The sequence below is a fragment of the Shewanella sp. TC10 genome (assembly GCF_009663145.1).
Classification (GTDB): Bacteria; Pseudomonadota; Gammaproteobacteria; order Enterobacterales; family Shewanellaceae; genus Shewanella.
Genome location: NZ_VKHR01000015.1, coordinates 15,216 through 38,347, shown reverse-complemented (window position 1 = coordinate 38,347; position 23,132 = coordinate 15,216). Strand labels below are relative to the sequence as shown.

Below are 23,132 nucleotides of genomic sequence, written 5' to 3'. Positions count from 1 at the left end.
GCGACTGTATTCAGTCGCTTTTTTTATTCTAAAAGTACATTTTCACCTGCCGATATTGATTCATTTCAACCCCATCAGTCACCATAAACTGCTTATTAATACTAATTAATGCCTGATATTCCTCAGGGAAAAACACTTTCAAACGGGCAATTCGTGCTAAATGACTCGGCTCTATTTTATCCACAAACTGGCTGAGTCTAATAGTGGCTTGAGTTAACTTCTGTTGCTTGTAACTATCTTCAAGGGCAAGGTCAAACGGATCTAATCCTACCATTGCCATATTCGGCTTGAGGCCATATTTTAATAACCAATCAACATGCTCTACTGATTTTTGAGCCGCCACAGTAAACAGATCATTTCCCCACGTGTCTTCGAGCGCAAAATCAAACTTTTCATCTTGTAAAGATTGCCATTTATTCAGTGGCAATCCACTAAACATCGATAAGCCACTTGGCTTTATCGGCAACATTCGAGACAGCCAAACGACTGCCAAACTTTCATCTTTAACCACATGACGTAATAAGAAATCAGTTTCTGATTGAGTTAACTGATAAGTGGACGCATATATAACTGCCTCATCCACTCGGCTTTGTTTTATTAAATCCATAAACTCATTTTCAATACTTGCAGCCTCATTACGCTGGTTTTGATACAACAGCTCTTGGTGCCACACTGTAATTAACGCGGGATCAATACGATTTAATTCAGCACCAACATCAACTTCTTGCTTCATTAATGACTTAACGATTTCAACCATGCTTTGTGGTGTAGCAAACTGCTGTGCATCATGTAAATCTTGCTCAATACGACCGCAGGGTTGACGTTGGGCTGCTAGCTGTTGCTTCCTTTCATCAGCCGCGATAATCGCTTGTGATATTAATGAGTCGTCAATCGCGGCTGGGACTATTGAGGCACTACCATCGATTAATTCAATACCACTGATGACTTCCTCTAATCCTAAACCTGTAATGGGTGTAGTAAATCTGAAGCCGACTAAATAAGGAGGTAAAAAGTGAACTTCATTCTCTGCATTAGCACGTTCCATTGCCACGCCATGCGCTTTATACCCCTGCTTTTTGAGGTAAGTAAGGGTGTCAATATACTGGTTTAAACCGTTATCCCCATTAAGCTCCTCTTGGTTCTCTGGTAGATTTAACAACGCAATATCCATTGCGGTAAAGATACCAGGCTCATTGGTAGGCTTAACACCTTTATCAGCTAACAACTTTAGTGTGGCTAAATCAAACTCACTCACAGCAACATCAGCCAAGTTGTAATAAGTGCCGCCCCTATCATCAATACCTGCGCCATCTCTGTCTTGAATGAAAGCAGGAAACTCATCATATGCCGTCGTATTATTGAGTAATACTGCAATGTACTCACTGGGTAATTGGTTTCTTATAGCCAAAGCCACATCATTAACGGTAAACGTTTTGGCGTTTGCTTCAAGCGTAAAGTCTTCAATAGGCAGCTGTGTTGCTATCGCAACAAAAAGCATTGATGGCGAAATCGCGGCAGTATTTTCAATCTGAATAAAAGTGTCTAAATAGGTATTAAAGTTATCTTGATTGCTTAAAAGCAAAGCTACATCATCAGTTGTAATGTCAGGCTTAACCTCAAACTTCATTGTCATTGCTGGACGCTCAGAAGTCATTCCGCCCATTGAAGTTACAATTGATGTTATAACATCCTGATTAAAGCCTTTGATAACTTCTAGTCCCTGCCAATTAGCAAGAACAGACACATCACTAGTAATCGTTAGTTTTTCTCTGGCTAAATTAACTTGAGCTTTCAGCAGTAAATCGTCAAAGCCATTATAATGCGTTGTATATTGCCCTTCATAAGCCAGTAATTCCCTAACTGTTTTACCATCCTTAAGGGATTGCTCTAAAGCTTCAATAATAATTTGATGTATTTGCTTAATTTGAGCACTAAAATCACCATTCATTTTACGACACTGAGCTTTAATCTTATTTAATGAAGCCAATACTTCAACTGTACTTAAATTAGGGTCATCAAGTAATCGTTGCGGATCCATTACAATATCAATCGATGATGCTGATAATACAGGGGCAGTTAACTCGATACTTTTTACAAAGGGGGCTTGAGTCTGATGTTTGGAATAAAAAAATATACCACCTAGGCCTATCACTACAGATAGTGCCAATATTCCTTTTTTTGACATAAATACAACTTTCCTTAGTCTTTTACTCTTTATTTCGCCGAACGATTTCATATGCTTGGCAAATTAGTAACTTGAAAACCATCAAGCCATTTTGCAGATTATAAATATGTAATCAAAAGACAATATAACTGAATCAATCCCTTTAATCGCCTTGAATTTATTCTAACACCCCCCATATCTAGTTTATCAACCAGCAGCAAACTCCTTTTTCACTGCTGCCGTCGTTAAGAGGATATACCGTGACTACTATCGTTTCTGTTCGCCGTAATAATCAAGTTGTCATCGCAGGTGATGGCCAAGTTTCCCTTGGCAATACCGTCATGAAAGGCAATGCACGTAAAGTGCGTCGCTTGTACCAAAATAAAGTGATCGCCGGTTTTGCTGGCGGCACAGCCGATGCATTTACTCTTTTTGAGCGTTTTGAAACTAAGCTCGAAATGCACCAAGGCCACTTACTTAAATCAGCCGTTGAACTTGCTAAAGACTGGCGTACTGACAAAATGCTGCGCAATCTAGAAGCCATGCTGATTGTTGCTGATACTAAAGAATCATTGATCATTACAGGTAACGGTGATGTAGTTCAGCCTGAACATGATTTAATTGCCATCGGCTCAGGTGGCAATTATGCCCATGCATCGGCATTAGCGTTACTGCAAAACACTGACCTTTCTGCCCGTGAAATCGCAGAAAAATCACTGACGATTGCCGGAGATATTTGCGTATACACCAACCAACATAAAACGGTTGAGCAAATCGACTACTAATTAGAACGTAAGGAATTATTTATGTCTGAAATGACCCCTCGCGAGATTGTCCATGAATTAGACTCGCACATCATTGGTCAAAAAAATGCTAAACGTTCTGTCGCTGTTGCTTTGCGTAACCGCTGGCGTCGTATGCAACTTGAGCCATCTTTTCGTCAAGAAGTGACGCCAAAGAATATTCTGATGATTGGCCCTACAGGTGTGGGTAAAACCGAAATTGCCCGTCGTTTAGCCAAGCTTGCTAATGCACCATTCATTAAAGTTGAAGCGACCAAGTTCACCGAAGTCGGTTATGTCGGTAAAGAAGTTGAACAGATCATTCGTGATTTAACTGACTCTGCCGTCAAAATGACCCGTGAACAACAAATGAAGAAAGGTCGTCATCGCGCCGAAGAAATGGCAGAAGAACGTATCCTTGATGCGTTATTACCTAAGCCAAAAGACGACTGGAATACCGAACAAAGAGACGATTCAAATACGCGTCAAATCTTCCGCAAAAAACTGCGCGAAGGTCAGCTCGACGACAAAGAAATTGATATCGATATCGCAGCACCACAAGTTAGCGCTGAAATCATGGCCCCTCCAGGCATGGAAGAAATGACTAACCAACTTCAAAGCATGTTCCAAAACTTGGGTCAAACCAAAGAGAACCGCAAAAAGGTTAAGATTAAAGAAGCCTTCAAGCTATTAACTGAAGAAGAAGCGGCAAAATTAGTTAATCAAGAAGATCTAAAAGAGCAAGCCATCGACTTGGTTGAACAAAACGGTATCGTGTTTTTAGATGAAATCGATAAAATCTGTAAGCGCGGCGAAAGCTCGGGTCCAGATGTATCACGTGAAGGTGTTCAACGTGATTTACTGCCATTAATTGAAGGCTGTACAGTTACCACTAAGCACGGCATGGTTAAAACTGACCATATCTTGTTTATTGCTTCAGGTGCTTTCCAGATGTCTAAGCCGTCTGATTTAATCCCTGAGCTTCAAGGTCGCTTGCCAATTCGTGTAGAGCTAAGCGCATTAAGTGCTGATGACTTTAAACGCATCTTAACTGAGCCTCACGCATCATTAACCGAACAGTACGTTGCGCTAATGGGCACAGAAGGCGTTAAAGTTGAGTTTGCTGAATCAGGTATCGAAAAGATTGCTCAAGCCGCTTGGCAGGTTAACGAGACTACTGAGAACATCGGCGCACGTCGTCTACATACTGTGATGGAAAAGCTAATGGAAGAAATCTCATACGATGCTTCTGAAAAGTCAGGCAGCACCTTTGTGATTGACGAAGCATATGTAACAGATCATCTAGATACCTTGGTTGAAGATGAAGACTTAAGCCGCTTTATCCTGTAATGACGGCTCGATAAGCGTCAATTGTGACCTATCACTAATTTAGTCATCCTATTTTTAGTTAACATTAGCTAATATATAAAATGACTACTGAACAAGGTGGTTAACTCTTAGGGTGACCACCTTTTTTGTATCACCTTCACTGTTGCGATAGTAAACCGCAATAATATAACCCATTGAGAGACTTAATCATGACCTCACCGAATGTGACCAACCTAAAGCTAAAGCGTAAATCAAAGTTACTTGAGGTTACTTTTGATAACGGTGATGTGTTTAACATCACTTGCGAAATGCTAAGAGTTAACTCTCCATCAGCGGAAGTGCAGCGTCACGGCAACCCCATTTTAGTCACCCACAAAAAAGCTGTGAACATTAAAGCCATAGAGCCTGTGGGTAATTACGCGGTAAAAATCATTTTTGATGACGGCCATGACACAGGCTTATTCTCATGGAAATTATTACATGAGTTTGGCACTCATCAAGTTGAGATTTGGGAACGCTATTTAGCCCGTTTACGCGCAGAAAAAGGCTCACGTGAACCGTTAATTGAAATGAATATTAAGTATTCATAAGTTTTATCATTTCAAACTTCGATGAGGACAACCTTTCAATTTGAGTCTTTTAAATTTATAGATTTCTAATCTTTAGCTCTTTAAATTGCCAAGTACAGCTAAATCGAAGAGATAATAATCCCAGTGTAGATGCAGCAGCGAGCATCTGAATACCAAGGGCGGCGGGAGTGTCGTTATGATGTAGGGAACATCGTTGACCATGTGAGCGCGACACTCGGCTCATCCTTAACATCTCTGCGGCAGGCAATGGATTAGATTTAAGTAATAATCTTCCATAGACCTAGTAGACAAACATGAAGTAAACAATTGAATTTCAGATACATATCAATTAAAAATATAACCACTTCGTAACAGTGAACATAAACCTTCCCTCTCTAACCACGATTTTATGCATATCGAAACGTTGATCAAATAATGTTTTACGATTAGGTTATTTATTATCAAAATTGATGCTTTCATCAACTTGTTAGCTTCACATCAATGCCATCGATTCGCTTTTTCAGCACTGGAGCCGTCATGTTCAACCAACATATCACTCAAGACAAAACGTTTTTAAAGCTGATTGCAGCAGCGACTTTTTTATCCTCTTTTTCAATATCGGCAAATAGTGCAGAGCTTCCACAAGAAAAAGGTCTAGAACTAGTCGAAACCCATTGCGTAGCCTGCCACTCAACCCGTCGAATAAGCCAAAGCTTGGGATATAGCCGTGAAGATTGGCAAGCGCTTACCGAATCGATGATTGACCTATCAGGCGCTCCTGAACAAAGAAATAGCATCATCAATTACCTTGAAAAACACTTCCCTCCTAATAATCGCCGTACACCAACTATCTTAAATGGTGCAGTTAACATCAGCTTTCAGGAGTGGGTGGTGCCAACACTAGGGCAACGTTCACGTGATCCTGTTGCAGCAGCTGACGGTTCTATTTGGTGGGCAGGTCAATGGGGAAATTTGATTGGTCAGATTAATCCAGTTACAAATGAGATGCGTGAATACCCTCTTCCTCCTGGTTCAATGCCACATTCAGTGACTATCGATGCTAAAGACCACGTTTGGTATACAGGCAATAAGAACGCCACAATTGGCAAACTAAATCCACAAACAGGAAAAATTGTCGTCTACGATATGCCTGACTCTAGTGCAAAGGATCCGCATACCGCTGTGTTTGATGCAAACGGCATACTCTGGTTCACACTCCAACATGCCAATCGTATTGGTCGACTTGACCCACAAACTGGCGATATAAAACTGGTTACTTTACCTACCCCGAGTTCTCGCCCTTATGGGATAAAAATCGATGCATCGGGTCATCCTTGGGTTGCCTGTAATGGTCACAACTGTTTAATCAAAGTGAACCCCGAAACCATGTCCTTAAGTGAGATTGCACTGCCCCATAAGGACACCAAAGTGCGACGACTAGATATCGACTCCGAAGGAATGATTTGGTATGTCAATTCAAGTCGTGGGCGTTTAGGTCGTTATGATCCTCAAACAGGTAAAGTCAATGAGTGGCCGACACCGAGTGGCTCTCACTCTCATCCTTATGCTATTGCCGTGGTAGATGGGGCGATATGGTTTAATGAGTCTGGTATGCGCCCTGATCCGCTCGTTCGTTTCGATCCCAAAACTGAAACCTTTCAAAGCTGGGAAATTCCATCTGGTGGATTCTACGCAGGCATAGTGCGGCACATGCGCCCAACAAGTGATGGTGACTTACTTATTCACCAAAGTGCCACCAATCGAATAATTAAAGTTAAAATAGACACACCAGCAATCGATGCTAGTTTGAAATAAATTATCTAAAAGATGGATAGTTAGTTGAAAATGCCAGCTAATTAGCTGGCATTTTTGTGTCTTAGTTTTAAATAAGCACAAAGTTTGAATGTCGGCCTTGATTTGAAGCCCCCCATCAGCACTATTTCCCATTGCACTATTTCCCTATTGCACTGGAAGCACGTCTTCGATCACTGGCACCAATAATTTCGCTATGGCGAATTTCAACCGCATTCAGTCCGCTCACCATGGGTAATACGTGAACAGGGTAGCCATAGTTAATAAATTCAGGCACTAAAGTCTCTGCAAAAGTCTTTTTTTCTACCAATAAACCGCTTAAGTTTTGTGACTGGGTGCGATCAATTTTAGTACCGTATTGAATATTGGGTAAATCAATCGCCTCTTGCGCAGATAAACCCCAGTCGAGTATCCCCACTAATGTTTTTAATACATAACCCGGAATTTGGCCACTCCCCGGAGAACCAATAACTAATCGCAATTGCTGCTGATTATCCAGCACCATTAATGGTGTGGTAGCTGAACGCGGCCTTTTTCCTGGAGCAATTGCATTTTGAGCTGGCTTACCATCAAGCATTGGATTATGGGTAAAGTTATCCATTTGCGCATTAAGTATCATGCCATCGACCATGACTCCAGAACCCATTCCAGTGCCGACGGTACTTGTCATTGCGATTGCATTACCTTGGCTATCGACAATTGAAATATGACCAGTGTCCCGACCTTCTAGTGACTTATCATTTGCTGGAACTTGATTCATTAGCTTGCCCGCAGCTGGTTGCTCCACCATGACACCCGTTTTAGCAATAAGCTTTCTGCGGCTATCTAGGTAAGCTTTATCTAACAGACTTTTGCTAGGCACATCCACAAAATCAGGATCGCCAGCGTAAGCAACCCGGTCCGCTTGAGTTATGCGCATTGCTTCGGTCATTAACCGCCAAGGTTCAGCTTGAGTGGGCTTCATATTTGCGAGCTGGTAAGGTTCAAGTAAAGCCAGTGTTTGTGACACCATGGTTCCACCTGATGACGGGTAACCAAATGAAATGATTTGATGGTCATGATACTGGGTTTTAACCACTTCACGCTGCTTCAGTTGGTAGTGATTAAAGTCATCCATCGACAATTTAGGTTGATCATCTTCAAGTCGTTGATTAACCGTTTGAACAATTCGTTGTCCCAATTCGCCTTGATATAAGTAATCATCACCATATTTAGCGATCTTGGACAAGGTGTTAGCAAGCGCTGGGTTCTTGATTAAACTTCCCGTTGGCTTAATGGTGCCTTGTTGCCAATATAATGCCTTTATTTCAGGATCATGCTGCAAACGTGCTTGCTCTCTTACCACAATATCATGGGTATAACTGTTCATGGCGTAGCCTTCGTTAGCCAGCTCAATGGCGGGAGCGACTAAATCTGACCAAGGGAGTGTTCCATGTTGTTTATGCACTTGATACAGCAATTTAAGTGTTCCAGGTATAGCAACTGAGCGCGGCCCTAACACTTCACTATTGTCTATTGGCTTTCCATCTACCATAAACATATCAGCGTAAGCACTTGCGGGAGCTGCATCGCGCCCATCAAAGGCATGAAATTGCTTAGCTCGGTTATTATAAAATAACGCAAATGTCCCACCGCCTAAGCCAGTCATATCCGGTTCAACCACGGTCATGACCATTTGCATTGCCACCATAGCGTCAACAGCATTACCTTTTTTATCAAGCACTTGATAACCCGTTCTAGAGACATAAGGGTTAGTAGCACTCACCATAAAATCTTTACCTATGGCGGTTGGCTGAATAGGAAGCTCGCTTGCTTTGGCTGTGAAGCTTGAAAGACTCAAAACACTGATGATAAATAATGAGAAACGCATAGTCTGACTTCTGAATAAAATGGCTGTTTATTATTTCATAGCAGTATCATCAATGCTGAGCAAACCTAAGATTGGTTCAGCGGCGGTACAGCTTTAGATATCAGTCGTTATAGTGATGTTGTTTGAGGGATTATTCTTGCTATCAGCTCGTGTAATACAGGTTTTATTATTGCTGCTTAACTGCGTGGCTTTAGTAAATTCGCTCTAAACTAATAAAAAGCTTTGAACATATAAATACTGAATAGCGCTTATTATGCATTGAGGAAGGCAAAGGTCTACTTCATGAATAGTGCAAAAAAAATGCCAGCTAATTAGCTGGCATTTTTAAACAAGAGTTAACGCTTTACACTTAAACTGCGGCTTGGAAAATCACGCTGTCAGCTTTCTTGGTGTAAGACTCAATCTCATCAAAGTTCAAGTAACGGTAAGTGTCAGCTGCAGTTGCATCTAACTCTTTCGCGTATTCTTGGTACTCAGCAGGAGAAGGTAAGCGGCCCAATAGTGCAGCGACAGCTGCTAACTCAGCCGATGCTAAGTATACGTTAGCGCCTGTACCTAAACGGTTCGGGAAGTTACGTGTTGAAGTTGAAACAACTGTTGAGTTCTCAGCAACACGTGCTTGGTTACCCATACACAGTGAACAACCTGGGATCTCGATACGCGCACCAACACGACCAAAGATGGCGTAATAACCTTCTTCAGTTAACTGGTCTCTGTCCATCTTCGTTGGTGGAGCAATCCACAAGCGAGTTGGAAGCGTTGTAGCAAACTTATCAAGCATCTTACCAGTTGCACGGAAGTGACCGATGTTTGTCATACAAGAACCAACGAATACTTCGTCAATTTTGGTATCAACAACAGATGATAATAATACTGCATCATCAGGATCGTTTGGTGCACAAAGGATAGGCTCTTTGATATCAGCTAAATCAATTTCGATAACTTCTGCATATTCTGCATCACTATCAGCACTCATTAGCTCAGGGTTCGCGATGAACTCTTCCATACCTTTGATACGACGTTCAATCGTACGACGATCGCCGTAACCTTCAGAGATCATCCACTTCAACATCACGATGTTAGAGTTTAAGTATTCAATGATAGGCTCTTTGTCTAGCTTGATAGTACAACCAGCAGCACTACGTTCAGCAGATGCATCTGACAATTCGAATGCTTGCTCAACTTTAAGGTGCTCTAGACCTTCAATTTCTAATACGCGGCCAGAGAAAGCGTTAATTTTGCCTTTCTTCTCAACCGTTAATAGACCCATTTCAATCGCTTTATGTGGGATAGCATGTACAAGGTCACGTAATGTGATACCCGGCTGCATTTCACCTTTAAAGCGAACCAAAATTGATTCAGGCATATCAAGTGGCATAACACCGGTTGCAGCAGCAAATGCCACAAGACCAGAACCCGCTGGGAATGAAATACCTAATGGGAAACGCGTATGTGAATCACCACCCGTACCTACTGTATCAGGCAGTAGCATACGGTTTAACCAAGAGTGAATAACCCCGTCACCTGGACGAAGTGCAACACCGCCACGATTCATAATGAAATCAGGTAGTGTTTGATGCGTGTTTACATCAATTGGTTTTGGATAAGCGGCAGTGTGACAGAAAGACTGCATGGTCAAATCGGCGCTGAAGCCTAAACATGCTAAATCTTTAAGTTCATCACGTGTCATAGGACCGGTAGTATCTTGAGAACCAACAGAGGTCATCTTAGGCTCACAATATTGGCCAGGACGAACACCTGTTACGCCACATGCTTTACCGACCATCTTCTGTGCAAGGGTATAACCTTTGCTTGAAGCAGCAACATCTTGTGGACGTACAAATACTTCAGAAACACCAAGACCTAACGTTTCACGAGCACGGTCTGTTAAGCCACGGCCAATGATTAATGGAATACGGCCACCAGCACGTACTTCATCTAGTAACACGTCGGTTTTCAGCTCGAAAGTTGAGATGACTTCATCAGTGCCACCACGCTTAACAACGCCTTCATATGGGTAAATGTCGATGACATCGCCCATTTCCATTTTGCTTACGTCTAGCTCAATCGGTAGTGCGCCAGCATCTTCCATAGTGTTAAAGAAGATAGGGGCGATTTTGCCACCTAAACAGAAACCACCAGCACGTTTGTTTGGCACATAAGGGATATCATCGCCCATGAACCATAGCACTGAGTTAGTTGCTGATTTACGTGAAGAACCCGTACCAACAACATCACCTACGTAAACGAGTGGATTACCTTTGGCTTTAAGCGCTTCAATTTCTTTGATTGGGCCAACAGTGCCAGCAACATCAGGTACGATACCGTCACGTGCGTTTTTAAGCATAGCTAACGCGTGTAATGGGATGTCAGGACGTGACCAAGCATCTGGAGCTGGAGACAAGTCATCTGTGTTTGTCTCACCTGATACTTTGAATACGGTAAGTGATACTTTGTCAGCAAGTTTTGGACGGTTTAAGAACCATTCAGCTTCTGCCCAAGAAGTCACGATTTGCTTAGCAAAGTCGTTACCCGCTTGCATTTTTTCTACCACATCGTGGTAAGCATCAAACATTAATAGGGTATTTGATAATGCAGTCACTGCGATTGGCGCAAGTGCATCATTATCTAATTGAGCGATAAGCGGCTCAATGTTGTAACCACCTTGCATGGTACCAAGTAGTTCAGTAGCACGCTCAGTTGAAAGGATTGGTGACGATACAGTGCCTTTGGCTACTGCATCTAAGAATGCCGCTTTTACGTACGCAGCTTCATCAACACCTGGGGGAATACGATTCTCTAATAAGTCAAGAATTACGGCCTCTTCACCAGCAGGCGGAGTCTCAACTAACTTCACTAATTCAGCCACTTGTTGTGCATCTAATGGCTTAGGGACAACACCCTCTGCAGCACGTTCTGCGACGTGTTTACGATATGCTTCTAGCACGGCAACATTCCTCTTTGTTTTGCGCCTAACAGCGAAACTGAACGTCATTTCATATTAATTTATAAAAAAATGACCATTCCACAGGTTCGGGCTTGAAATCCGACCCGTAGTATACTACAGGTTTGCAAAAGTATGAATTAGATCACACTCCATTGGAGACGAAATCGGCACTAAATTTGCGCTCGAAGTATAAATTAACTGCTGCTTTAAACAAATAAAATTAGACAATAGTTTTAAACTACATTTAAATCGAATTAATTCAGTGCCTTACTTAATATCACTTATTTGAATTAAGTATAAAAATTTATTAACTCAATTTGATATATTTTTGCTTTTTTTTTGCTGATTCTGCATAGTCTTTGAACAGTGTTAACTCTAAACCACCGCAAAGCGTACTTATTCAGGTTTTTCGACTAGCTATTCACTATTAACGATTCATTTAGAAAGAGGTCATTATGAGTTCTACAGCATTAGAAGCGGTCATTTTTGATATGGATGGCATTATCATCGACACTGAACCCGCTTGGCAGCGAGCGGAAGTGGAAGTACTCAATCAACTGGGTGTTCCGATCTCAGTGGAAGATGCAGAGATCACAACCGGCTTAAGAATCGACTTTTTAGTGAGTTATTGGTACCAGCGCTATCCTTGGCCAAATTATGATAACCAACAGGTCGCTCAACAGATTATTGATAAAGTAGTGACTTTTATTGAAACCGAAGGTCAACCTATGCGTGGTGTGATTGATGCACTAAACCTTTGCCAGCAAAAGCAGCTTAAAATAGGTTTAGCGACATCTTCATCATCGGATTTAATTACCGCAGTAATGGGTAAGCTCGACATTAAAGAATACTTTATGGCGATTGAGTCTGCTGAAAATCTTAAATATGGTAAGCCACATCCTGAGGTGTACTTAAACTGTGCAGACGCGCTTGGAGTGCACCCGTCACTTTGTTTGGCAATTGAAGACAGTTTTAACGGATTAGTGGCAGCTAGAGCCGCCTCTATGCAAACGGTGGCAATACCAGCAGCTGAGCTTGCCCAACAATCTCGCTGGCAAATTGGCCACCATCAAATCAAGCATCTCGGCTTATTAACTAAGGTACTCGGGTGATACTGGTATTTACATCATAAAAAAGCTGCCCTATGGCAGCTTTTTTATGGTGCTATTTAACGGTTAGAAGTTTTTACCCACGAATAAATAAAATGCCTGTTCACCTGTATCAGTAAAGCCAAAGCCTAAAGCTGCAGGCCCCCAACTGGTGTCAGTTCCTAGATATAGACTTCCTGCGTAAATAAGATCGTCAAAATCAATATCATCTTTAACAACCCACACATTACCGGCTTCAAAGCTTGTTCCGAGATACAGCGGCACATCAGATAATAATACATCTCGACCTAGATCATATTGATAAATCAGTGCCCCAAACGCTTTATGCGCTCCAGCTAATGCACCTTTGTGATAACCCGACAAGTTTAAGAAACCACCGAGTTCTGAAACATGTAGGGTAAACTGTCTATCTACATCCACAGTCGCTAGAGCAACTTTACCGACAATTGCGTGATTACCAAGTTTTAACGCCCCTTTCCAGTCCGCTTCGTATAGCCATGAAACTTCATCAGAGTTTTCTTCTACCGCGCCTGAGTACCTTTCATCTCGAACCGATGCCTTAAAGGTCAATCTTTGGCCTTCTGTAGGGAAACTAATACTGTTTAACGTATCGAACGAAAATGCAAAATAGCCACCAATTGATTCGTAATCTAAATCTTCCTCTGAAACTGCTCTATTAGATAAATCACCAATCTCTCCAACTGCACCAATTTCAATGAGTCCTGCATGTGAGTAGTTGTAGCCTATCCCAAGTTGAACTTGATTAAGAGTATTCTTTAGCTCATAAACTCGATCGTTGCCATCATAGAAATCCCAGTCTTTAATCTCATACTCGTAGGTGATGCGGCTATAAAAATCTTGATCTTTACTTAACGGCTGATAGAACTCAGTGCTGATCCTTTTCTCATAGCCTAAGTCCATTTCATTACGCCACTCGCCCCCATTATCAGTCAACTCGCCCATGGTATAAGCCAAGCTCAATGTGATAGCAGAATCTAAGGTAAAGTCATCTTCCCAGTTAAAGCCGACATCAAAGTAGTTTGGCCCCCAAGATTTGGCCCGGGTGTTTACCGTTAAAATACGTCCCTCTTCAGTATCTTCAAATTCCGCATCCACTCGTTCAAATTTATTTAATGAGTAAAGTCGCTGAATACCTTCTTGGAGTAACTCTTTGGTAATGACCTCACCCTCATCAATGTCTAAGGTATCCCGGAGTAGTTTTTCGCTAACCTTAGAATCATTTTCGAAAACAATCTTAGTTGAGGGGCGGTTTAGTTGATTAACTAATAAGGTTTTCACCGCTTTCTTATTCGCTTGGTAAGCGCGGTACTCAGCCTCACTCACCCCTAAATGAAGCAACATCGGCAGTGCAGCCTGACCCGCAACATGGCCTGCTTCTAATGCTTGCGGCATAATTTCAAAATCTGTGGTGCTCATACCATCAATGGCAGGACGAATAAGTACATCACCTTCACCTAATAAAGTTTTTTGATGTTCAGTGGTCGCCATAGTCAAAATAGTCGATAACTGCTCAAGCACTGCAATCGTGCTATCAAGTTGCTCTTTAGTGGCCAAAGGTGAACCAATATCAATGGCAATTACCACATCAGCGCCCATCGCTTTAACCACATCAATAGGCATATTATTGGAGATGCCACCATCAACAAGTAACTTGCCGTCAATTTCAGCGGGCTGTAATGCACCAGGTACCGTTGCCGATGCTTGCATGGCTTTAACAATGCTGCCTTTTTCTAATACCACGGCATGACTGGTGGCTAAATCGGTGGCTACCGCACGAAAGGGAATAGCTAAATCGTCAAAGTCACCAAATTGTTCGACTAAATCGGTTGAATGGCGCAGCAGCTGAGACATGGTTTGCCCCCGCAATAAGCCACTAGGAGCTGCAAGGCCGCCATTTTTATAACCGACATTGATTGGAATATTATATTTATCACGATGTTGTTTATCACGATGGGAAAGATCTTCCCGAGGAATGGTATCTGAGTAACCCTCAGCCCAAGGAGAGCTGAGCATGATTTCTTCAATTTCTGCAGCGGTATAGCCAAGAGCATACATACCGCCCACATAAGAACCGATACTGGTACCAGTAACATAATCGACAGGAATACGGTTTTGCTCTAACACTTTGAGCACACCAATATGGGCAGAACCTTTTGCGCCACCGCCACTTAATACTAAGCCAACAGAAGGTCGCTCTTTAGCTTGAACAATACTTGTTACTAAGCTCAGTACAATCAACAGTGCGATCTTGCGACCCATATCAAATATCCCTATCTTAAAATTATTATCGGCGCCATTCTAACAAAGAAAAACCAACATTAATAAAACCTTTCAAACCAATAATTAACAGCCTACATTGTCCTTGTTATCTGAATTTACAGTAAGGCCAATAAATTCATCTAACTTTTTACGCGGCATGGGCTTAGCAAAATAATAACCTTGGATGATATAGCAACCACGACTAAAGACTTGCTCCATTTGCTCGTAAGACTCTATACCCTCAGCTACAACGTGTAATTTAAGGTTTCTTGCCAGTTCAATAATACTGCTTACAATCGCCTGATCCGCTTCATTAGTGGCAATATCAATTAAAAATGAACGGTCAATTTTGAGGGTATTTACTTCAAAATTACGCAAATACGCTAACGATGAGTAACCGGTGCCGAAATCATCAATGGCTACCTCAATCCCTAATGCTTTAAGTTGAGTTAAATGAGAGTTAGCAATTTGCAACTCCTTCATCAGCACCCCTTCAGTAATTTCAATAGCCAGGCATTTTGGCGGCATGCCAGTATCAGCTAAAATCACTTTTAAGCTATCAATAAAATCTGTTTGTCTAAACTGCACAGCAGATACATTAACCGACAATTGAAATGGTCCATCATATAATTCATTCCAACGGGCACCGTCTAAACAAGCTTGTCTTAATACCCAGCGATCAATATCAATAATCAAGCCACATGACTCTGCCACTTTGATAAAGATATCAGGGCGAATAAAGCCATCCTGTGGATGCTGCCAGCGAATAAGCGCTTCCATACCGATAAACTTATCACCTTGTAAGATATCGATTTGCGGCTGATAAAATAACTCAAGTTGATTGTTTTCAAGAGCCTTACGCAGCTCCGACTCTATCCTCAAGTGGTATTGCGCCTCGGCATTTCGTTCAGCTGAATAATATTGGAAATTACCACGACCTTCTTCTTTCGCGTGATACATAGCTAAGTCAGCATTTTTAATTAAGGTTTCAGGGTCGAGTGTGTCTTCTGGCCACATGCTAATGCCGATACTGGTAGATACAAAAAACTCCCGCCCAAATAACCTAAATGGCGCACAAATTTCTTTAAGAATGTTTTCTGCTATCGCATTGATTTGGTCTACGTCATCAGCTTGTCTTAATAAAATAACAAACTCATCACCACCAAAACGACACACAAAATGATTATCACCGACACTTCGCTGTAATCGTTTCGCAGCTTCCACCAGCAAAGCGTCACCCATGCTATGGCCATAAGAGTCATTTACATGCTTAAAGCGATCTAAATCTAAAAACAATAATGCTAATTTTTCATTTGTTTGCTGGGCTTGCTGAGTAATCACACTCAACCTACTGTTGAACATTGAGCGGTTTTCTAAACCAGTTAGCATATCGTTATTGGCTAGATGACGTAGGTTTAATTCATTCTGTTTACGGACTGTGATATCAGAGAAGACCACTACATAATGCTGGGTATTACCTTGCTTATCTAGCATCACAGAAATATTGACCCATACAGGAAAATACTGTTCTGACTCGCCAATAAAAGTCAGTTCTCCATTCCAAGAACGCTCATTTTTTAACAAATCATCAATAATTTCAGATTCATTTTTTGAAGGGATTAATGATTCGAAGGATGCGCCTATAAGCTGATTCTGGCTGCTCGGTAATAATGTATTTGCCGCACTATTGAGCACTTTGATTTTTTTATCGTGATCAAGAATCAACATTCCTTCAGAGGTGTTCTCAAATGCTTTGGCGAGTAAGTCGATTTCGTTTTGCAGTTCTCGCTGCTCTGAAATTTCAGTATAAATACCTGCAACTTTATTAAGTTGCCCAGACTCTGCATCACGTGAAACCACTCGACCACGAATTCGCAACCAACCGATATTGTTCTCGCCTCGATAATAGCGAAATTCCATATCGACAGAATTTTGCTCACCCTTAAGTAATCCAACCCACTGTTGATTAACTAACTCCCTATCATCTTCAATAATGGGTAAGTCAGGGATTAAATAAGAAAACTGCCGTCTCTCACCCAAAATGCCGGACTGGTTCTCAAAATGAATACGATTTGAGCCACGATCCCATTCCCATAAATCCGAATCACTGCCTCTTAAAGACTGGCGTAACTTGTCTTCGCTTTCTCTTAAAGCAGTATTGATACCAATGACTCTTCTTACTTGCTTTTGACGCAGCCATACTGATGAAAATGCGAGGAATAAGATGCTAAACAGCACTAGAGCTTTAAACCATTTTGATGCCCACCAATATTCACTAACCGAGAATTGAAATTGAAACGGCTCTGTTGACCAAACGCCCTGTTTCTTATGCAATAACTCAAGGGTGTAATTACCAGCACTTAAGTCAGCAATATTAATTTGAGTCTGACCATCAAGTTGAATATAAGCAGGTTTGTTAACCGAGCCTGATGATACTAATCGATATTTAATATTGATTGGTGCCGTATCGATGTAATCAAATGTCGTCATTTGAAAACTAATCAATTTAGCATCAGGGCGAACCATTTTAAATGAATCAGCGAGTAGAAAAAGCTCAGTTTCTGCTTCATAGAAAACTGAAATTGACTCTAATGAAATTTCTTGACTACGACTTCGATGTTCTAATTTATCAACATCAACTAACATCGCGCCATCAGGGCTGCCGATATACAAGCCGACATTGGGAACATAAAACGAGGCAGCTTCATTGAATTCGGACGCAGTAAAACCATCATTAACGGAAAAAATATCTATTGCTTCTGTTTTTATGTCTTGGCGAATTAAGCTATTTTCACAACCAACAAGATTGTAATGAGCTGTTTTTTCGACAAAATAAACCGTATCGCAATCAACACCCCACAAGTGATTGACAGAAGACACGGCATAACTTTGCAAGTTAAGTAACAGTAACCCTTCTTGATAAGTGCCAAGCCATAAATGGTTTTCATCAACTTGAAGAATATTATTGATGCTGGCATTGGGATATTGACTGACAATGATATCTGATAATGAAACTAGGTTATTTTGCTCGTCCAGATAGCCTAAGTACTTGTCACCACCGACCCAAAGCTTATTACTTCGATCTCGATAGACACTTGAAACACTGGTTCTTGAATGCCTCTCTTCATCTTTAAACAATGGAAATTGTTCTATCTGTGCTAACCCTGGTTGCCAATAATGAACTTCATTGAATGTCCCCCACCAGATCCGCCCATCAATGTGTGGATCTTTATATGAAGTAAATAATTGCTTGCCTCTTAAGCCGTTACTCATAGATGCTAACGCTGAAAAATCAACTTCTTGATTTGACGTTTTGTCATACACAAAAAGGCCATTGGTCGTTGCTAATACAATATGCTTACTGTCTAATGATTCTAGGCTATAAACTGAATCACTACTTTCAAACTCATCAGGTAAATATAAGCTGGACTCCTGAGTTTGCTTATCAACAATATTGAGCCCTCCGTCACCACCTAGCCACAACTTTTCATCTTCGGCATAGACGCTCCAAATCATTTCATTGACCAATTTATACTGAGATGCTTTGTTGAAATAATCTAATAAAAAATCAGGTTTAAGTGCCAATAGAGCTAACCCTTCACCCGAACCACCGACCCAAATTAAACCATATTCATCGATAGCAATATCATCAATATAGTCAATGTCAGAATCACGTTTTAATTCATCTTTATAAGATTTAATCACTTGGGTATCAGGTTGCCAAGAAAGGAGACCTGAAGTGGTCGACATCCATAAATGACCAAGTTTATCCTCAACCAATTTACGGATATTAAGTGGAGCTATATTGACTTTACTAATGGCTTGATTGCTTATATCGACGCTATATAGGCCTTTGTTTGTATACGCCCATATATTCTGTTTACTGTCGATAAACAAACCACGTAATGATGTGCTTTTAACATTCCAATCAATGCTAGATTGTAACTCGCCTTGAGCATTCCTAAGCTCAATCTTATTCGTACTGGAGTATATAAAATGGTTATCTTGTAAACGATTGATGCTATTCCAAGACAACGTCTCATCCAATACAAGGCCATACTCTAGCTGCAGTGAAGTGCTATCAAACATCATCACCCGTCCAGATTCAGTTAATAGCATCACATTATCATTGGCGAGTGTTGTGTGACTGGTAATGGGGTCGTTATCAAAGCTGTCAACAGAGTCTATTAGCAGATTATAAAATTGGTTTGTTGAAATATCATAAAGGGTTAGCGATAAATCACTTTTGAGTAACAGATGGCTATTGCCAACTTTAATTAATGATTTGATATTTTCGTAACTTAACGCATCTGCACTACCTGGTTGATCGATCCGACGTGTTGCAGAACTGCTGACACGATATAAACCTTGTTGAGTGGCTAGCCATACATATCCGTAATCATCAAAAGTAATATCGTTAATGGTGTAATCAATGAGTCCATCTTTGGCATCAAAAAGTCGCTGTACAACGTTGACCGCAAAAGTTTGCGTACAGAAAATACTGGCCAGAAACACGATAGAGAAAAACTGTTTAACGCGTTTTATCATTTCGATGTAATTACTCTTTTTATGACGAATAGTTTTGTTTGGGAGTTTCCTTGCAACTAAATATAGGCTTCATGCCTTACAACAAATGAACATTTAAAATATCACTATTGATACATATTTTAAATATATCACTTACATGTAAATTTAGACCAAAAAAAAGCACCCCGAAAGGTGCTTTAATACAATTATTTACAGGTTATTTTTTCTTCTTTGCTTTTGGGTTAGGCAAATCAGTAATTGAACCTTCATAAACTTCAGCAGCAAGACCTACTGATTCATGTAATGTTGGATGAGCATGAATCGTCAATGCTAAATCTTCAGCATCACAACCCATTTCGATTGCTAGGCCAATTTCACCTAATAATTCGCCACCGTTAACACCAACAACAGCACCACCGATAACACGATGAGTTTCTTTGTCGAAGATTAACTTAGTCATACCATCGCTTGCATCTGATGCGATAGCACGGCCACTAGCAGCCCAAGGGAAACTTGCAGTTTCGTAAGCAACGCCTTGCTCTTTTGCTTCTTTCTCAGTTAGACCAACCCATGCAACTTCTGGATCTGTATAAGCAATTGAAGGGATCACTTTAGGGTCGAAGAAGTGCTTAAGACCTGAAATAACTTCAGCAGCAACATGGCCTTCATGCACACCTTTGTGAGCCAGCATTGGTTGACCAACGATATCACCGATAGCGAAGATGTTAGGTACGTTAGTACGTAACTGCTTATCAACATTAATGAAACCACGCTCATCAACATTTACACCAGCTTTTTCAGCATCGATAGATTTGCCGTTTGGTGTACGACCAATAGCGACTAAAACAGCGTCGTAACGGATAGGTTCAGCTGGTGCTTTCTTGCCTTCCATTGTCACGTAAATACCGTCTTCTTTTGCTTCAACCGCAGTCACTTTAGTTTCAAGCATCAAGTTGAATTTCTTCTTGATCTTCTTAGTGAAGATACGAACGATATCTTTATCAGCAGCAGGGATCACTTGGTCAAACATTTCAACTACGTCGATTTCACTGCCAATTGATGAGTAAACTGTACCCATTTCTAGGCCAATAATACCGCCACCCATAACTAACAATTTACCAGGAACTTCTTTTAGCTCTAGTGCGTCAGTCGAGTCCCAAATACGTGGGTCTTCATGTGGAATAAATGGTAGCTCGATTGGGCGAGAACCAGCAGCAATAATCGCGTGTTCAAAGTTGATCACTTTAACGCCGTCTTCACCTTGTACTTCAATAGTGTTTGGCGAAGTGAATTTACCGTAGCCATTAACCACATCAACTTTACGCATTTTAGACATTCCGCCTAATCCGCCAGTTAATTGGCCAACAACTTTTTCTTTAAAGCCTCGTAATTTTTCTAAATCAATCGTTGGTTCACCAAATACAACGCCATGATGGGCAACTTCTTTGGCTTCTTCAATCACTTTAGCAACGTGTAATAATGCTTTTGACGGGATACAACCCACATTCAAACAAACACCACCTAATGTGCTGAAGCGTTCAACAATAACAGTTTCTAAACCTAAATCTGCAGCTCGGAATGCTGCTGAATAGCCTGCAGGGCCTGAACCAAGTACTACTACCTGAGTTTTGATTTCGTTACTCATGTTTTCCTCTATTTTTCTCTTGTTGGCGGAAAAACCGTCCAAACTGCAAAATGTGGTCAAATCTTGTAAGGTGGCCGCATTTTACCCTTTGTTTGACACTGATCACAATCCTGTGACGAGATAAAAAAGGCTGCTCACAATGAGCAGCCTTTTCCTTTACAAAATTAACGTACGGATGTCGCTAAGAATGCTAGATAATGTCACGCTGAAACGTGCTGCCATTGCACCATCGATTACACGATGGTCGTATGATAAGGATAGTGGCAACATGAGCTTAGGCTCAAAATCACTACCATTCCATTTAGGCTTCATTTCAGACTTAGACACACCTAAGATAGCCACATCAGGATAGTTAACGATTGGGGTAAATGCTGTACCACCAATGCCACCTAAACTTGAGATAGTAAAACAGCTACCTTGCATGTCAGCAGACTTAAGCTTGCCATCACGAGCACGAACAGAAATATCCATTAGCTCGCGTGAAAGCTCAACAATGCCTTTCTTGTCTACATCACGTACTACAGGAACCATCAAGCCATTTGGTGTATCAACAGCAACACCAATGTGGAAGTATTTCTTCTGGATTAATGATTCGCCATCAGCACTTAAACTTGAGTTAAACACAGGGAACTCAGCTAGTGCTTTAGCAACCGCTTTCATCATAAAGACGAGTGGCGTGATCTTGTAATCAGCTTTCTTTTTCGCAGCAAGTGTATTCTGCTCTTTACGGAAAGCTTCTAATTCAGTGATGTCAGCTTCGTCAAATTGCGTCACATGTGGAATCGTGACCCAGTTGCGATGTAAGTTAGGGCCAGAGATTTTCTGGATACGGCTTAATGGAATTTCTTCCACTTCACCAAACTTACTAAAATCAACTTTTGGCGCTGCAATCACATTCAATCCACCCGCTCCACCAGCAACTGCTGTTGCAGCTGAGGCTTTAGGACGGCTAAGCTCGTACTTAATAAATGCTTGAACGTCTTCTTTAAGAATACGTCCTTTGCGGCCTGTGCCTTTAACTAAGGTTAAATCAGCACCAAATTCACGCGCTAAGCGGCGAACAGCTGGAGACGCGTGCACTGTACCGGTTTTAGGCTGGCTCCCCGCACTTGGATGATGCGGTACTGGCGCAGCTTTTGCTGGAGCTACAGGAGCAGGCGCACTCGCAACAGGCGCTGGAGCTGAAGCTTGAGCGACAGGAGCAGCTGTTGATGTCGTCTCTACTGTAGCAATGATGCTACCTTGAGAAACTTTATCGCCTACATTTACCGTTAAGCTAACAAGCTTACCTGCAAATGGCGCTGGAACTTCCATAGTTGCTTTATCAGTTTCAAGGGTAATTAACCCTGTATCCACTTCAAGCACATCACCAACGGCAACCAAAACCTCAATAACGTCGACATCAGCTGCATCACCGATATCAGGTACTGCAACTTCTTTCACTTCAACAGTGTTAGTTGCAGGCGCAGCTGCTTGTGGCGCTTCTACTGGAGCAGTGGCAACTTGTTCAGTTGCAGCAGGAGCTACTGAACCGACTTCAAGCATCAATACTAATGAGCCTTGAGAAACTTTATCACCAACAGTCACTTTAAGTTCTTTCACAACACCTGCAGAAGGTGCAGGCACCTCCATAGTGGCTTTGTCAGTTTCTAAAGTGATTAAGCCAGTATCAGCTTCAATTGTTTCACCCACGCTCACCAGTACTTCAATAATATCAACGTTTTCAGCGTCACCAATATCTGGTACTGCAACTTCAATGATTTGAGTACCACCAGCTGCTGGCGCTACAGGAGCCTCAACAACAGGTGCTGCTGGTGCTGGAGCTGCTGCTTGTGGCGCTTCAACAGGAGCCGCCGCAGAAGCTGCATTTAACATGGCAATCAGCTTACCTTCAGCGATGGTATCGCCTACAGCCACTTTTAGCTCGGCTACAGTACCAGCAAACGGCGCTGGAATATCCATGGTTGCTTTGTCGCTTTCAACCGTAAGAATTGAGTCTTCAGCAGCGATTTCATCACCCACTGCAACACAGACTTCAATAACCTGAACTTCATCACCACCGATATCAGGAACCAAAACTTCTTTTAATTCAGCCATT

12 protein-coding genes are annotated in these 23,132 nt (G+C 41.5%); 5 read left to right on the top strand and 7 right to left on the bottom strand.

Features of this window, described 5'->3' with window-relative positions; genetic code table 11:
* Window positions 1–28: 28 nt before the first annotated feature.
* The gene (locus FNZ24_RS07340) at window positions 29–2,185 is read right to left on the bottom strand and encodes a hypothetical protein (RefSeq protein ID WP_153913835.1); all 2,157 of its coding nucleotides are present in this window, start codon (window positions 2,183–2,185) and stop codon (window positions 29–31) included.
* Window positions 2,186–2,424: 239 nt separating this feature from the next.
* Here FNZ24_RS07340 and hslV point away from each other — a divergent pair, with 239 nt between their 5' ends.
* The 4 genes from hslV to FNZ24_RS07320 all read left to right on the top strand — a co-directional run bounded on the left by hslV (window position 2,425) and on the right by FNZ24_RS07320 (window position 6,659).
* Entirely contained in the window at window positions 2,425–2,949 is a 525-nt protein-coding gene (gene hslV, locus FNZ24_RS07335; protein WP_153913834.1) for an ATP-dependent protease subunit HslV, read from the top strand.
* 21 nt (window positions 2,950–2,970) lie between these two features.
* Window positions 2,971–4,296 (top strand): ATP-dependent protease ATPase subunit HslU, encoded by a 1,326-nt coding sequence (gene hslU / locus FNZ24_RS07330; RefSeq protein ID WP_153913833.1) that lies wholly within the window; start codon window positions 2,971–2,973, stop codon window positions 4,294–4,296.
* Window positions 4,297–4,484: 188 nt separating this feature from the next.
* Window positions 4,485–4,865 carry a gamma-butyrobetaine hydroxylase-like domain-containing protein gene (locus FNZ24_RS07325; protein ID WP_153913832.1) on the top strand — a complete coding sequence of 127 codons (381 nt, stop codon included), beginning with the start codon at window positions 4,485–4,487 and terminating at the stop codon, window positions 4,863–4,865.
* A 516-nt stretch (window positions 4,866–5,381) separates the two neighbouring features.
* Window positions 5,382–6,659, top strand: a complete 1,278-nt coding sequence (locus FNZ24_RS07320; protein WP_228768411.1) for a cytochrome C — start codon at window positions 5,382–5,384, stop codon at window positions 6,657–6,659.
* 136 nt (window positions 6,660–6,795) lie between these two features.
* On the opposite strand, the gene ggt is transcribed toward FNZ24_RS07320, so the two are convergent.
* Both ggt and acnB read right to left on the bottom strand, forming a co-directional pair.
* On the bottom strand, window positions 6,796–8,526 hold the full coding sequence (ggt, locus tag FNZ24_RS07315; RefSeq protein WP_153913831.1) for a gamma-glutamyltransferase: 1,731 nt from the start codon (window positions 8,524–8,526) through the stop codon (window positions 6,796–6,798).
* A 349-nt stretch (window positions 8,527–8,875) separates the two neighbouring features.
* Window positions 8,876–11,473 (bottom strand): bifunctional aconitate hydratase 2/2-methylisocitrate dehydratase, encoded by a 2,598-nt coding sequence (gene acnB / locus FNZ24_RS07310; protein WP_153913830.1) that lies wholly within the window; start codon window positions 11,471–11,473, stop codon window positions 8,876–8,878.
* A gap of 455 nt (window positions 11,474–11,928) precedes the next feature.
* On the opposite strand from acnB, the gene hxpB reads away from it, so the two are divergent.
* Window positions 11,929–12,585 (top strand): hexitol phosphatase HxpB, encoded by a 657-nt coding sequence (gene hxpB / locus FNZ24_RS07305; protein WP_153913829.1) that lies wholly within the window; start codon window positions 11,929–11,931, stop codon window positions 12,583–12,585.
* Between the two features lie 63 nt (window positions 12,586–12,648).
* Here hxpB and FNZ24_RS07300 read toward each other — a convergent pair whose 3' ends face one another.
* The 4 genes from FNZ24_RS07300 to aceF form a co-directional block, all read right to left on the bottom strand.
* A complete protein-coding gene (locus FNZ24_RS07300; protein WP_153913828.1) occupies window positions 12,649–14,862 on the bottom strand; it encodes a patatin-like phospholipase family protein in 2,214 nt (737 codons plus the stop codon).
* An 84-nt stretch (window positions 14,863–14,946) separates the two neighbouring features.
* Complete coding sequence (locus FNZ24_RS07295; protein WP_153913827.1) at window positions 14,947–19,410, bottom strand: EAL domain-containing protein; 4,464 nt, start codon at window positions 19,408–19,410, stop codon at window positions 14,947–14,949.
* A 196-nt stretch (window positions 19,411–19,606) separates the two neighbouring features.
* Window positions 19,607–21,034, bottom strand: a complete 1,428-nt coding sequence (gene lpdA / locus FNZ24_RS07290) for a dihydrolipoyl dehydrogenase (protein ID WP_153913826.1) — start codon at window positions 21,032–21,034, stop codon at window positions 19,607–19,609.
* Window positions 21,035–21,190: 156 nt separating this feature from the next.
* Entirely contained in the window at window positions 21,191–23,131 is a 1,941-nt protein-coding gene (gene aceF / locus FNZ24_RS07285) for a dihydrolipoyllysine-residue acetyltransferase (protein WP_153913825.1), read from the bottom strand.
* Window position 23,132 lies beyond the last annotated feature (1 nt).

Bases quoted from the DNA above. Each gene is read 5' to 3' on its own strand.
- FNZ24_RS07340 (WP_153913835.1), bottom strand. From the start codon at position 2,185: ATGTCAAAAAAAGGAATATTGGCACTATCTGTAGTGATAGGCCTAGGT.
- hslU (WP_153913833.1), top strand. From the start codon at position 2,971: ATGTCTGAAATGACCCCTCGCGAGATTGTCCATGAATTAGACTCGCAC.
- FNZ24_RS07325 (WP_153913832.1), top strand. From the start codon at position 4,485: ATGACCTCACCGAATGTGACCAACCTAAAGCTAAAGCGTAAATCAAAG.
- FNZ24_RS07320 (WP_228768411.1), top strand. From the start codon at position 5,382: ATGTTCAACCAACATATCACTCAAGACAAAACGTTTTTAAAGCTGATT.
- ggt (WP_153913831.1), bottom strand. From the start codon at position 8,526: ATGCGTTTCTCATTATTTATCATCAGTGTTTTGAGTCTTTCAAGCTTC.
- hxpB (WP_153913829.1), top strand. From the start codon at position 11,929: ATGAGTTCTACAGCATTAGAAGCGGTCATTTTTGATATGGATGGCATT.
- FNZ24_RS07300 (WP_153913828.1), bottom strand. From the start codon at position 14,862: ATGGGTCGCAAGATCGCACTGTTGATTGTACTGAGCTTAGTAACAAGT.
- FNZ24_RS07295 (WP_153913827.1), bottom strand. From the start codon at position 19,410: ATGATAAAACGCGTTAAACAGTTTTTCTCTATCGTGTTTCTGGCCAGT.
- lpdA (WP_153913826.1), bottom strand. From the start codon at position 21,034: ATGAGTAACGAAATCAAAACTCAGGTAGTAGTACTTGGTTCAGGCCCT.
- aceF (WP_153913825.1), bottom strand. From the start codon at position 23,131: ATGGCTGAATTAAAAGAAGTTTTGGTTCCTGATATCGGTGGTGATGAA.